Origin of the sequence: Lutibacter profundi (genome assembly GCF_001543325.1) — a bacterium.
Taxonomy (GTDB): domain Bacteria; phylum Bacteroidota; class Bacteroidia; order Flavobacteriales; family Flavobacteriaceae; genus Lutibacter; species Lutibacter profundi.
In genome coordinates, this window is the sequence record NZ_CP013355.1 from 1,969,152 (window position 1) to 1,984,713 (window position 15,562).

The 15,562-nt window shown below is 31.5% G+C and carries 8 protein-coding genes; 7 read left to right on the plus strand and 1 reads right to left on the minus strand.

All coding sequences use genetic code 11. The features are described from left to right. Positions 1-89 precede the first annotated feature (89 nt). Positions 90-5,819, plus strand: coding sequence for a DUF8202 domain-containing protein (locus Lupro_RS08740; RefSeq protein WP_068208848.1), 5,730 nt, complete (start codon positions 90-92; stop codon positions 5,817-5,819). Between the two features lie 31 nt (positions 5,820-5,850). Next, positions 5,851-8,364, plus strand: a complete 2,514-nt coding sequence (locus Lupro_RS08745) for a M14 family zinc carboxypeptidase (protein WP_068208850.1) — start codon at positions 5,851-5,853, stop codon at positions 8,362-8,364. 97 nt (positions 8,365-8,461) lie between these two features. Here Lupro_RS08745 and Lupro_RS08750 read toward each other — a convergent pair whose 3' ends face one another. After that, positions 8,462-9,640 (minus strand): acyl-CoA dehydrogenase family protein, encoded by a 1,179-nt coding sequence (locus Lupro_RS08750; protein ID WP_068208852.1) that lies wholly within the window; start codon positions 9,638-9,640, stop codon positions 8,462-8,464. A 91-nt stretch (positions 9,641-9,731) separates the two neighbouring features. Between Lupro_RS08750 and rnpA the strand changes: the two genes are divergently transcribed. The 5 genes from rnpA to purD all read left to right on the plus strand — a co-directional run bounded on the left by rnpA (position 9,732) and on the right by purD (position 15,386). Next, a complete protein-coding gene (gene rnpA, locus Lupro_RS08755) occupies positions 9,732-10,112 on the plus strand; it encodes a ribonuclease P protein component (RefSeq protein ID WP_068208854.1) in 381 nt (126 codons plus the stop codon). Beyond that, complete coding sequence (locus tag Lupro_RS08760; RefSeq protein WP_068208856.1) at positions 10,105-11,742, plus strand: S41 family peptidase; 1,638 nt, start codon at positions 10,105-10,107, stop codon at positions 11,740-11,742. The genes rnpA and Lupro_RS08760 overlap by 8 nt, the downstream gene beginning before the upstream one ends. 64 nt (positions 11,743-11,806) lie before the next feature. Continuing rightward, on the plus strand, positions 11,807-13,495 hold the full coding sequence (locus Lupro_RS08765) for a DUF6909 family protein (RefSeq protein WP_068208866.1): 1,689 nt from the start codon (positions 11,807-11,809) through the stop codon (positions 13,493-13,495). Next, complete coding sequence (locus Lupro_RS08770) at positions 13,495-14,100, plus strand: sugar transferase (RefSeq protein ID WP_068208873.1); 606 nt, start codon at positions 13,495-13,497, stop codon at positions 14,098-14,100. Before Lupro_RS08765 ends, Lupro_RS08770 begins: the two co-directional genes overlap by 1 nt. Before the next feature lie 14 nt (positions 14,101-14,114). Further along, positions 14,115-15,386, plus strand: coding sequence for a phosphoribosylamine--glycine ligase (gene purD, locus Lupro_RS08775; RefSeq protein WP_068208874.1), 1,272 nt, complete (start codon positions 14,115-14,117; stop codon positions 15,384-15,386). The last annotated feature ends 176 nt before the right edge of the window (positions 15,387-15,562 follow it).

The following is a 15,562-nucleotide window of genomic DNA, read 5'->3' on the forward strand; positions in this document are numbered from 1 at the left end:
AACACGCTATTTGTCTATTAGTTATTGAAAGAATGTTGATTTTTAATATTTTTTCACTATTTTTGTAAATCCCATTAAATGAACGACATATGTATTTTAAACCCCTAAACCTCAGTAAAATACTTTTTGGTATAACTTTTTTAGTTTCATTAAACTTTTTTTCACAAACAGTTATTCATACTGCAGATTTTGAATCAGACCTTAGTGGTTGGAGTCAAGCAGGAGGTGATGATTTTGATTGGACAAGAGATGCGGGAGGTACGCCATCCTCTAACACCGGTCCATCAACAGGGGCAAGTGGGTCTTATTACATGTATACAGAATCTTCAGATCCAAACTATCCATCTAAAGTTGCTTATTTTGTAAGTCCATCCTTTGATTTAGCTGGTATAACAAACCCTACCTTTGTTTTTTACTACCATATGTATGGATCTGGTATGGGAACTCTAGACGTAGAGATAAGTACAGATGGAGGATCTACCTACCCAACCAATTTATGGTCTCAAACAGGAGAAGTACAAACAAGCAGTAGTGATGATTGGTCACAAGTTACATTAGATTTAACAGCATATATTGGGGAAACAATATATATAAGATTCAAAGGCACTACAGGTAGCTCTTACAGAAGTGATATGGCAATTGATAATGTATCGTTAACAGTTACTTATTCTGGACCAGAAATAAACGTAGTTGGTAATGGAACTAATATACCAGATGGTAATACAGCAATATCAGCATCTGACGATACTGATTTTGGAAGTGTATATTATTTAAATGGGACAATTACAAAAACATTTACAATTGAAAATGTTGGTACATCCGATTTAGATGTTTCTTCAATAACAAGTAGCAACGCTTTATTTGTTGTAAGTAATATAACTTTACCTGTAACAATAGCTAGTGGTAATTCTGTTACCTTTGATGTTACTTTTGATCCTAGCACAGTAAGTACTCAAACATCAACAATAACTATAAATAACACAGATTCTAACGAAGACCCTTATACGTTTGATGTTGAAGGATCTGGAGTTGATTATTGCGCTTCAAGTGGTACGACAACTTATGAGACAGGGGTTACATTGGTTTCATTTAACACTATTAATAATGCTGATGGCCCGTTGAAAGATGTTGGATATGAAGATTTTACAGCAATTTCTACATCGGTAATACAAGGGTCATCTTATAATTTAACTGTAAATGTAAATACAGACGGAGATTATACCATTTATGCATTCGTATGGATTGATTGGAATCAAGATGGTGATTTTGATGATGCTGGCGAAACTTATGATATGGGGTATGCAACTGATGTTTCTGATGGTGCAACATCACTTAGTCCGTTATCCATTACTGTACCAACAGGGGCAACACTCGGCTCAACAAGAATGAGAGTTTCTGCAAAGTACAATTCAGATCCAACCAGTTGTGAAACAGGTTTTGATGGAGAGGTAGAAGATTATACGGTAGATGTTACATCTCCTGCACCTGCACCTGAAATACAAGTTTTAGGAAATGCAAATAATATACCAGATGGAGATCTTACAACTTCAGCTTCTAATAATACTAATTTTGGTGATGTAGACACAGGAAATTCTGTCAGTAAAATATTCACCATAGAAAATATAGGGGATGCAGATTTAACCATTGGAACCACTGTGACATTAGCTACAGGAACTATTTTTACAGTTACAATACAACCAGCAACAACAACTATAACTTCTGGAAACTTTACAACCTTCACGATTACGTTCTCTCCTGTTACAGTAGGTGCTTTTACAGATGTTGTAACTATCTCAAATAATGATTCAGATGAAGATCCTTTTACATTTACTATTGCAGGAAATGGATTAGCTCCTTTAGCTGCAGGTCCAGGAGGTGTAACTAATGGATTGTATTTATGGCTTAAATCAACATCTGGGTTAGGATATACCAATGGCCAAAGTGTTTCCCTTTGGTCAGACCAAGCTAGAGGTGCTGATGCAACTGTTAATACTGCTGGCCAAGAACCTACTTACAGAGATGATGCAGCATATAATGTAAACTTCAACCCTGTAGTAGATTTTGATAATAGTTACAATCCAGTTGCGATTGATAGTGATTTCTCATATGATGACACCACAACTCAATTTTTAGAAGGAACTAGTGGTTTGTATACGCAAGATATGTTTGTGGTACTAATACCAGATACTACCGTTAATTCAACCTTTGGAAGTATGGATGTTTTTTGTGGAGATGAAGATATTTCCTCCAATCAAACAGATGCAACAGGTATAGGTTTTGGAGCATATTCGATACGTTTTGATAGTGAAGTTATTTCGTATGCTATTGGAACTACTTCGGAAGACGGAAGTGGAGGAACAGAAAACGGTTATGGAGTTGCAGAAACAGGAGGAGCTTCATACGACAATGTAGGAATAATAAACGCTAGAAATAATACAGGATTAACACAACAAGAGTTATACTATAACGCTACGAATATTGAAACTACTCAAAATGACGTTGCAGATTTTTCAAATGTAAACGATTCAAGATATTGGATAGGAAGAAGTGAAGGTTGGGAAGCAAGTACAGATGCTCGAATTGTTGAAATTATTACTTACTCCTCTAGAAAAACAGATGCAAGTTTAACAGATGAAAGAAATAAAATTCAATCGTATTTAGCTATTAAATATGGTATTACGTTGGGTGTAAATGGCACAACACAAGATTATGTAGATTCTGCAGGAAATGTTATTTGGGATCAATCTGCCAATGCGGGCTATAATTATGATATAGCGGGAATAGGTAGAGATGATGATTCAGCATTAAATCAAAAACAATCTAAAAGTGTGAATAGTGCATTTGATGGTACAGGTCAAATAAGAGGTTTGGTTACCATGGGTTTAACAGATATTTACACCACAAACAACCAAAACATTAGCAACAATCCTACCACTTTTAATGATAAAGAGTTTTTAACTTGGGGGAATAATAATGGGAATTTAGATAACGCACCTAATGTTATAAATGTTGATATGAGTGCGGGAATATCAGGTTTATCTACTCCTGTTACGTTTACTGGAATGGAAAGGGTTTGGAAAGTAACAGAACATGGAGGAGATATTCCTTCAGTAAAAATTTCAATTCCTACAAGTGCAGTGCGTAATATTTCTCCTCCAGGAAGTTACTTTATGTTTATTTCTGATACAGGAGTTTTTAGTCCTACAGCCGATTATAGAATAATGACAGAAGTAGGAAGTAATTTAGAAACCGAATATGATTTTGATGGCATTAAATATATTACTTTTGGCTATGCACCTGAAACACGAGTAGTGCGTTCTATTAATTTTGATGGTATTCAAGATTATATAGATATGGAAGATGCGTTGGATGTAAATCCATCGCAATTCACCATTTCTGCATGGGTAAAAAGAGGAGCGGGATCAACCAATACCTCTATTGTTTCTAAAAGAGATAATCCTTTTACAGAAGGATATGATTTTAAAATTAACTCTTCTAATCAGTTTGAAGTAGTTTGGAAAAACGGTAGTACACACACCATTACGTCAACTACGGTAATTCCACAGGATGAGTGGCATCACGTAGCTATTATCTATAGCGGAGGAACGGCAAATTTATATATTGATGGAGTTTTAGATACATCTGTTTCATCTTTAACAGATCCAGTTAACACCTCGCAATCTTTTTATATTGCTGCTGCAGGTAAAAATACACCAACAGCATTTTTTGAAGGTAATATAGATGAAGTTAGAATTTGGGATGTAGCTTTATCAGTAAATCAGTTGCGTTATATTATGAACCAAGAAATAGAAGATAATGCTAGTTTTATAAACGGAACAATTATTCCACAAACTATTACTAAAAATGAAGTAGCTTCAATTCCTTGGGCAAATTTGGCTGGATATTACCCAATGTCTGCTTATGCTTATACAAATACAATAGATGATTCAGGAAATAAAAATCAAGGAGCTTTAAGAAATTTAGATACCGTAGATTATCAAACAGCACCTCTTCCATACGAAAGTACAGCTAATGGAAGTTGGGATACTGCTGCTACTTGGTTGAATAATTCAGTCCAAACCTTACCTAATGAGAATTCAATTGTTGATGGTTCCAAAATAACTTGGAATATTGTAGAAACCAATAACAATGTTAATATTATCAGAGATGTAACAGTATTAGGATTAAAAAACAATGCGAATGAACTTTCTGTTAATGCAGATAATTCTTTAACAGTATCTCATTATTTATTAATAGATGGAGTTATAGATTTAGATGGAGAATCTCAGTTAATACAAACTACAGGTAGTGATTTAGATGCTGCAAGTACAGGTTATTTAGAACGAGACCAACAAGGAGTAGGTAATTTATACCGTTATAATGATTGGTCTTCACCAGTAGTTTCAGATTTTGTTGCTAAAACGTATACCGTTGCAGATGTTTTAAAAGATGGTACAAATGCTAGTAACCCTGTTAACATTTCATTTGTAGGAGGGTATAATGGAGCTGTGGGGCCACCAATTCAAATTGCTGAATATTGGATATACAAATATGTTAATGACTTATTTGATGATTATAGTAAATGGGTACAAATAGGTAGTACAGGAACCTTAAAAGCAGGAGAAGGATTTTTAATGAAAGGAACAGGATCTGCAGCAGACCAAAATTATGTATTTGTTGGCAAACCAAATAATGGTACTATTACCTTAACGGTAAACGACAATAATGATTACTTAGTAGGAAACCCATATCCATCTGCTTTAGATGCAAATCAATTTATAGCAGATAATGCAGGAAGCATTACAGGAACGCTCTATTTTTGGGAACATTATGGAGGAAATACACACAATTTAAAAGATTATCAAGCAGGATATGGAGCTTATAATTTATCAGGAGGTGTAGCAACAACTGCAGATCCTGATGTAAACCAAACAGCTCCTACTTCACCAAAAACACCAGCTAGATATGTTGCTGTAGGACAAGGATTTTTTGTACAAGGTAATGCAACATCGGGAGCAAAAAGCATTGTTTTTAATAATGGACAACGAGCTTTTCAAACGGAAGATGTTACTAACTCAATTTTTATGAAGACTGCAAAATCTACAAAAACAGCTTCCAAAATAACAGCAGATTCTGATATGCGACAAAAATTTAGAATTGGATTTAATGTAGGAGGAAATGGACATAGGCAATTATTGCTTACCATAGATGATAGAGCAACTGATGGTGTAGATTGGGGATTCGATGGAGAAATATATGATTTACTGAGTAATGATATGTATTGGACTATAGATTCAAAAAAATATGTTATCCAGGCAACGAATAAACTTAGTTTAGATAAAGAAATTCCATTGGGAATTCAGTTAAAAGAAGATGGTGTAGTAAATATTAATGTTGATGAATTTGTAAATGTAACAGAAAACACTTCAATTTATATTAAAGATAATTTTACTGGTGAAACATATAATATTACAAATCAGCCTTTTGAAATCAATTTAAAAGCAGGAGAATATGAAGATAGGTTTGTACTAACATTCCAACCACGGTTAAAAACACTAGAAGAAATAGCCTTGGAAGAAGGTATTCACATTTTTATGAATAATGCTATTTCTGAAATACAAATAAAGAAAATTGTTGATACTGAAATACTCAATATAAGTATATTTAATTATCTTGGACAGGAAATACAAACTTGGAAAACAAATTTAAATGAAAGGTTTATTTCATTACCAATTAATAATGCTACTTCAGGAATGTATATAGTACAAATTAATACAACCACTGGTCAAATCACAAAAAAAATAATTGTACAAAAATAATTAAATTAGAAATTTATAACAAACTAGCTCAATGAAAATAAAATTACTATTTGCAGCTTTTTTTTGTGCTTTATTTTTTGCAAATGCACAAACAAATAAAGACCTAGCAGATAAATATTTAAAAAAGAGAGGTGAACTAGCCTTTACTTTCACAGCCAATAATATACATGAAGTAAAAAAGCTTTCCTCAATTATTTCTTTTGACCACGGACAAAACAGAAATAATCCTTTAACAATAAATGCTATAGCAAATAAAAAGAATTTTAATAAATTTTTAGAATTCAATTTACCTTTTACGGTTAATAAAAAATTAAATGAGCCCAAAAAGGTTAAAATGTATGATACCAAAAATAATGTGAACGCTAAAGCTACAGCGTATACATTAACATTCCCATTAAACGCCTATCCAACGTATGCAGATTACGCACAACAAATGGCAGATTTTGCAAATGATAATCCTACAATTGCACAATTGGTAAATATAGGTCAATCAGTTAATGGGAAAGATTTACTTTTTATAAAATTATCAGATAATGTTGGTACGCACGAACAAGAACCACGATTATTATTAACATCTTCTATGCATGGCGATGAAATAGCAGGGTATCCAATGATGCTTTCTTTAATAGATTTTCTTATTACCGCATATAATGATGTAGCAAACCCAAGACATACCGAAATAAAAAATTTGGTAGATAATTCTGAAATATGGATTAACCCAATGGCTAACCCTGATGGTACTTTTTACGGTTCAGCTACGTACACAACAGTTAGTGGAGCACGTAGAGCAAATGCAAATGCAATTGATTTAAATAGAAATTATCCAGATCCAAAAGACGGACCTAATCCTGATGGTAATGCCTATCAGGTTGAAACATTGGCTTTTATGTCAATGGCAGATAGTTATCATTTTGTAATTGGAGCAAATTTTCATGGAGGTGCAGTAGTAGTTAATTACCCTTGGGATACTTGGACTGCTGCTGAAGGTTACCATGCTGATGATGACTGGTATCAATTTATAAGTCGGGAATATGCTACAAATGCTCAACTTGATAGCCCTTCTGGATATATGACTTATTTAAATAATGGTATAACTCATGGAGCAACTTGGTATAGAGTTGCCGGAGGACGTCAAGATTATATGAATTATGATAAACATGTAAGAGAGCTTACAATTGAATTGAGTGACGTTAAATTAATTCCAGAGGCTGAAATCCAAAATCATTGGAATTACAATAGAGATGCCTTAATAGATTTTTTTAAAGAGGGAATTTACGGTTTTACAGGGTTAGTTAAAGATGCTTCTACAGGAAACCCAATAAAAGCTAAAATAACAATTGTAGGAAGAGATGATCAAGTAAATAGTAGAAATTCTTGGGTTGAAACAGAATTACCAATAGGAGATTATTATAGACCAATAAAAGCAGGAACCTATGATATTTTATATGAAGCAGATTGTTATCAACCTTATACGTTAACAAATCAAACAATAACAGATTTACAAACAATTGTTTTAGCAGATGTTTTATTAACACCTGTTACAGCAACTACTCCAATAAATTTTGTTACTTCAAGTATTACGAATACAACAGCAACCATAGGTTGGGATGATGCAGGAGTGAGTTCTTACGACATTCAATACCGAGTTAGTGGATCTTCAACTTGGATAAACACATCATCAGTAACAAACTCATTGGATTTAACAGGATTAACCGCTTCAACTACTTATGAATATCAAGTTAGAAGTATATGTAATTCCAGTACATCCAATTATAGTACTTCAACAACATTTACAACCTTAGCAGTTAATTATTGTGCTGCTGCAGGGAATAGTATTGTAGATGAATTTATTAGCAATGTTCAGTTAGGTGGAATAGACAATAATTCTTTAGCATCAACAACTTCTGGATATTCAGATTATACAAGCTCCGTTATTTTTCCAGATTTGAATTTAAATTCTACAAATAATACAATTTCAGTTACTAAAAACTGGACTGGAACATCCTATACTGAAGCTGTTGCCGTTTGGATAGATTTTAACAAGGATGGAACTTTTGATGTTTCCGAAATGGTTTTTGATGACCCCTCCTCTACAACAACTCCAGTAGTAAGTCCAAATTTCACTATACCTGGAACAGCAGTATTAGGAACTACTAGAATGAGAGTTATAATGAAATATTACGGTGGGGCAGGAAGTAATATAACTGATCCGTGTGAAAACACATTTTCTTATGGAGAGGTTGAAGATTACACCGTTAATATTGTAGACACAACGTTAGGTATTGAAGATGAAATATTAAATACATTTCAATTATACCCAAATCCGGTTTCATCAGGAGAAATTACGCTAAAAATGCCAAATGATATTTATGAGTTTACTGTTACAATTTCAAATATGTTTGGACAAAAAGTGTATGTTGAAGATGTAAAAACAATAACTAATAATAAACATACAATTAATACAAACGCTATAAAAACAGGTATTTATTTGGTAACTATAAATACAGATTTAGGAAAAGCAACAAAGAAATTAGTAATACAATAAAGAAATTAAGACTATAAATATTTATAGAATGATAATCTAAAAAGAGGTTTCAAAATAATTGAAACCTCTTTTTAGATTAATAAAGCCTAAGTGAATTTTATTTAAAAGCAGGAATTCCTGTAATATCCATTCCTGTAATTAACAAATGAATATCGTGTGTTCCTTCATAAGTGATAACACTTTCTAAGTTCATCATATGACGCATAATAGAATATTCACCCGTAATACCCATAGCTCCCAGTACTTGACGAGCTTCACGAGCTATTTTTAAAGCCATTTCAACATTGTTTCTTTTTGCCATAGAAATTTGTGCCGCAGTTGCTCTACCGTCATTTTTTAGTGTTCCTAAACGCCAAGTTAATAATTGAGCCTTAGTAATTTCTGTAATCATTTCGGCTAATTTTTTTTGTTGTAATTGAAAACTTGCAATAGGTTTTCCAAACTGAATACGTTCTTTGGCATATCTCAAAGCTGTATCATAACAATCCATTGCTGCACCAATAGCTCCCCAAGCAATACCGTAACGAGCAGAATCTAAACATCCAAGAGGAGCGCCTAAACCATCTTTATTAGGTAAGATATTTTCTTTGGGAATTTTCACATTATCAAAAATTAATTCTCCCGTAGAAGAAGCTCTTAAACTCCATTTATTATGAGTTTCAGGAGTTGAAAAACCTTCCATACCACGTTCAACAATTAGTCCTTTAATTCGTCCATCTTCATTTTTAGCCCAAACAACAGCAATATCAGCAAAAGGAGCATTTGAAATCCACATTTTTGCGCCATTCAACAAGTAATAATCACCCATATCTTTAATATTGGTAACCATACCTCCTGGATTTGAACCGTGATCGGGTTCTGTTAATCCAAAGCAACCTAAAAACTCACCACTTGCTAATTTTGGTAAATATTTTTTTCGTTGTTCTTCATTGCCATATTTCCAAATAGGATACATTACCAATGAAGATTGCACAGAGGCAGTAGAACGAACACCAGAATCTCCACGTTCAATTTCCTGCATAATTAACCCATACGATATTTGGTCTAAACCAGCACCGCCATATTCTTCAGGAATATAAGGCCCAAAAGCACCAATTTCAGCTAAACCTGAAACTATAGAAGTTGGAAATTTTGCATCTTGAGCGGCTTGCTCTATAATTGGAGAAACCTCTTTTTTTACCCATTCTCTTGCTGCATCTCGTACTAATATATGCTCTTCAGTTAACAATTCATCTAATTGATAATAATCTGGAGCTTGAAATAAATCTTGTGACATTTGCTATTTTATTTTAATGGTTTACAAATTTAGTAATTATAGTCCTTTTAATTTTAAAAATTAAAATCTTTTATTCATTACATTTGCAATAATGAGATATACCTTAGGAAAAGAAGAAAAATTAAAAAGTAAAAAGGCAATAGAGCAATTATTTGCTGAGGGAAATCGGTTAAATTCATTTCCTATACAGTTGATTTATTTAAAAAAGAAACATCAATCAGAATTTCCTATAAAAGTTGGTTTTACCGTACCAAAACGCTCTGTTAAATTAGCGGTACACAGAAATAGAATTAAAAGAGTTATGCGTGAAGTATATAGAAAAAACAAGCATCTTTTTTCTAATAATTTGAAAGAACACTATATTTTTATGTTTATTTATAGTGCAAAAGAAGAATTGAAATATGAAGATTTAGAGTTTTCAATAAAGAAAATTAGCACTAAATTTTTAAATAAAATTATTAAAAATGAATAAAATTAAAAAAGTATTTATTGGATTTTTTGTAGGTGTTTTTATGTTTATTTTTGTTGGATTTCAATCTGATTTTTTTGAAATAGCAAAACAAATAGATATTTATACAACACTATTTAAAGAGTTAAATATGTATTATGTTGATGAAATTAATCCTGCAAAACTCACTAATAACGCCATTAATCATATGCTTTCAAACCTTGATCCTTATACTCGGTATTATGATGAGCAAGGGGTTGAAAGTTCACGTATTGCGTCTGCTGGAGAATATGGAGGTATTGGCGTTATTTCTAGATATGAAAACAACACATTAACAATTCGGGAGGTTTTAAAAAATTCACCCGCAGAAAAAGAAGGGGTTAAGCCAGGAGATCTAATTTTAAAAATAAATGATGTTTTTGTTAAAGATTATAAAGAAGAAGGAATTTCTACTTTATTAAACGGATTGCCAAACACCAATGTTAAACTTCAAATTGAACGTCAAAATAAAAAAATTGAAATAGAAATCACCAGAAATAAAATTGAAATAAACCCCGTTCCATATTTTACAATATTAGCTACTGATGTTGGCTATATTTCTTTTACAAAATTTAATGACAAAGCTGCTTCTGAAGTAAAAAAAGCAATTTTGGAATTGAAGGAGTTAGGAATGAAAAAATTAATTATAGATGTTAGAGATAACCCTGGAGGTTTACTAAATGAAGCAGTTAAAATCACTAATTTTTTTATTCCTAAAGATAAAATAGTTGTAACAACCAAGGCAAAAGTTGCTAAATGGAGTACTACATTAAAAACAAGATTAACAGCTTTAGATTTAAATATACCAGTAGTAATTTTAGTGAATAACCGTTCAGCTTCAGCCTCAGAAATATTAGCAGGATCGTTGCAAGACTATGATAGAGCTGTTATTATTGGAGAACGTTCTTTTGGTAAAGGATTGGTACAACGTTACAGGAAACTTTCGTATGGTACTCAAATGAAAATAACCATAGCTAAATATTATACACCAAGTGGTAGATGTATTCAAGAGCTAGATTATACGAACAGAGATGATAAAGGAAATATCCCAAAGTTTTCAGATGCAGGGAGAAAATTATATAAAACAGAAAAAGGAAGAACGGTTTATGGAGGAGGAGGTATTTTACCAGATATTGAAATAAAAAAAATAAAGACAACAGAAACTACAAAAACATTATTAAAATCGAATGCATTTTTTAACTATGCAACTAATTATTTTTACAGCCATCCTTCAATAGTAAAACCTTCAAAATTTAATTTAACGGAATCAGACTATTTATTTTTAAAAACATATTTAAATAATCATCAAAGTGAATTTGAAACCAAAACAGAAACGGAATTTAAAAAAGCAAAAGAACAAGCAAATTCAGAAAAACTAGCTAAGAATTTAACTAAAAGTTATCAGAATCTTTTAGAAACAATACACGTAGAAAAGTTAAAAGAATTAGACAAGAATAAAGAAGAAATTTTAAATAAATTAACGGAAGAAATAGTAAAACGGTATTACTACAAAGAAGGGGTGTATATGCAAAAAGTAATATTTGACAAAACGATTTTACAGGCAATTACTATTCTTAACAATACTAAAAGGTACAATTCTATATTAAAAAATTAAAATTATAGTTTTTGAAATATACAACAAACAGATAAATTGTATCTTTGCATTCCAAAATTACACTATGTCACATTCAAAAATAAAAGGGAGAACAAGAGCTCAGGAATCATCAAATGCAATAGAGCGTTTGTATATTTCAATGCGCCATTTATTTAGTAGAGGTTTTTACAAACCAATGGGTATATCTGGTGATGCATTGCGAGAATCTTTGTTATTACTTAGGCCTGAAATATACGGTTCAATAGCTGAAGAAAAAGTAGAGTTAAGTGGTTTAGTATATGTTATTGAAAGGCTTCCTGCAGGGATAGAAGAATGTCAATTTGTTAATTTAACTGCAGATGAAGGATATTCAAATTCTCACTTTAAGCCAATTGTTCCGCCAAAAAGAAGAAGGAATTGTTTTAGAATAGATAAAGATCAAATGAATATTGAGGTAACTAGAGGTAGATCAGAAATTTATGATATTTTAACACACCTTACCTTTTTATTTATAGAATCTCACAAAATAGCATATAAAGTACTTATTAATGAAGGAAATTCTACAATAAGAGAGTGGAAAAAAATAGAAGATGTTGTTTTAAATAATAAAAAACTATCAAGAGACGAGAGAGATGTTATGTTGGCGCATATGGCCAATGTTTTAGGTAGAACTTTTGAAGAAGTACAACGTGTTCATACAGAATTAAGTGAAAAAAATAATCCAGATCGTTTTTTTCAAATTATATATTGGTTGGGCAACCTAGCAATTAATGAAAAAGTTCATAATTTAAAAAGAGCTATTACTTTTAGCCCAGTACTACGAGAAGGTATAGGCCATCATATTTACGGAGAAATATGGGCAAACAATATAAAAGATATTTTAAATAATAAAAACTTATTAGAGCGCCCAATTCATATTATTAGTGCAAATATGCATAGTGTAATGAATTCTATTTATGCACCAATTGTATTGCCAAAACAAATTAAAGACAATAATATAATATCACTATTTGAGTTATTAAGTAATGATGATAATGAAGACTTAAGGAAACAGGTAATGGACTATGCTGCTAAAAATGGGCTTACCTATGTTAAGGACACTTCAGGAACAAACATAAATGTCCAAATTATTGATACTGAAATGATTGATATTAGTAAAACTCAATATACAATTAGCAATACTGAAGAAGGTAAAGTAAAACCAGTTTTAATTGTTATGGATTATGCCTTTGGTGAGCAGGCTTATGAAACTATGGATGAACTTTTAAAGCCCTATTTATGTGATAAAAACATCAAGCATCATTTAAATGTAGAATCTATTTCTATTATGGGAAAAGCAGGTATTTTAGATGGCGAAAAGGGCGATATAATGATACCATCATCTCATATTTTTGAAGGAACAGCAGATAATTATCCACTTAAAAATCAACTAAAGAAACAAATGTTTGAAGGTCTTGGGCTTGGAGTTTATACAGGAGCAATGGTTACTGTTTTAGGAACTTCACTTCAAAATAAAGATATCTTAAAATTCTTTCATGATTCTACTTGGAATGTTACTGGACTTGAAATGGAAGGAGCGCATTATCAAAAAGCAATACAAGCAGCATCTAAAATTAGAGGAAATATTTCTAAAAAAGTAAAAGTAAGATATGCATATTACGCATCAGACAATCCATTAAAAACAGGAAGCACCTTAGCATCAGGAGGTTTAGGAACCACAGGTGTATTGCCAACGTATGTAATAACTCAAAAAATATTAGAACAAATATTTTAGTGGTTTTAATTGAAAAAAAAAGATACATATTTCCAAAAACAATTTTTGATATTATTTTTTCAATTTTAGTCATTGTTTTTATTTTAAGTTGGCTTATACCAATTGTAGCCTTATTAATTTTTTTAGAATCAAAAGAGAAGACTTTTTTTACTCAAAAAAGAGTTGGAAAAAACGGGAAAACTTTTAATATATTGAAGTTTAAAAGTATGAAAGGAACCCCACCTGAAAATGACCCACTATTATCTAAGGATGAAGCAGCTCGTATCACTAAATTTGGTAAATTTATACGGAAATATAGAATTGATGAATTCCCCCAATTTATAAATGTTTTAAAAGGTGAAATGAGTATTGTTGGTCCTAGACCAGAGCGTCACGTATTTTTAGATGAAATAATGAAACATATCCCAAAATACAAGAAAATGCAAAACTTAAAACCAGGGATTACATCACTTGGTCAAATAAAATATGGTTATGCAGATAATTTGGATCAAATGTTAAAAAGGGCGAGATATGATTTGGTTTATTTAGATAATTTATCTTTTGTAACAGATATTAAAATAATTTTGAGTACTATTATTATAGTAATAAAGGGAAAAGGCAGGTAAAATTAAAGAAGATTATGAATGTATTAATTTTAGGATCAGGAGGAAGAGAGCATGCTTTTGCATGGAAAATAGCACAAAGTAACCTATTAAATAAGTTGTTTATTGCTCCTGGAAATGCGGGGACAAAAAAGTTAGGGGTTAATTTAGATTTAAACCCAACCAATTTTGAAGCTATAAAACAAGTAGTTTTAAAAAATAATATTAAATTGGTTGTTGTGGGGCCTGAAAATCCGTTGGTAAAAGGAATACACAACTTTTTTTTGAATGATGCTAACTTAAAAAATGTTGCTGTAATTGGCCCTCAAAAAGAAGCTGCTCAATTAGAAGGAAGTAAAGAGTTTGCCAAAGAATTTATGGTACGACATAAAATTCCTACAGCAGCATATAAAAGTTTTACCAATAAAAATTTAGAAGAAGGTTATTTATTTTTAGAAACTCTAAATTCTCCGTATGTTTTAAAAGCCGATGGTTTAGCAGCTGGTAAGGGAGTATTGATTTTAGAAGACTTGCAAGAAGCTAAAAATGAACTTAAAGAAATGTTAACCAATCAAAAATTTGGAACTGCAAGCAATAAAGTTGTTATCGAAGAATTTTTAGATGGTATAGAATTGAGTTGTTTTATTTTAACTGATGGCAAAAGTTATGTTAATTTACCAAACGCAAAAGATTACAAACGTATTGGAGAAGGCGATATAGGTTTAAATACTGGCGGCATGGGAGCCATTTCTCCAGTTCCATTTGCAAACACTTCATTTATGCAAATTATTGAAGACCAAATTATTAAGCCAACAGTGAAAGGCTTACAAAAAGATAATTTAACATACAAAGGTTTTATATTTTTTGGAATTATTAAAGTTGGAGATGAGCCAAAAGTAATAGAATACAATTGTCGTATGGGTGACCCAGAAACAGAAGTTGTTATTCCTCGTATTAAAAGTGATTTTTTAGAGCTATTAATAGCTACAGGAAATAATAAACTACACACCAAAACTATTGAATTTAAAAAAGAAAGTGCCGCTACTGTAATGTTGGTTTCTGGAGGGTATCCTGAGTCTTATGAAAAAGGAAAAATTATTGAAGGAATTGATGCAATTGAAAATTCAATTGTTTTCCAAGCAGGAACAACTACAAATAATAATAAAATTGTAACAAATGGAGGTAGGGTACTTACAATTACCTCTTATGGTTCTAATTTTAAAGAAGCATTGAAAAAATCATATCAAAATATAAAAAAAATAAGTTTTGATAATATGAATTACAGAAAAGATATTGGTTTTGACTTGTAAAAAAAAATTCTTGTTGCGCCATTAAATTGGGGTTTAGGTCATGCTACTCGTTGTATACCTATTATTAATGCTTTAATTAAAGCTAAATACGAACCCATTTTAGCAAGTGATGGAGGTGCTTTACTATTACTTCAAAAAGAATTTCCTTCATTAAAAAGTTATGTACTGCCTTCCTA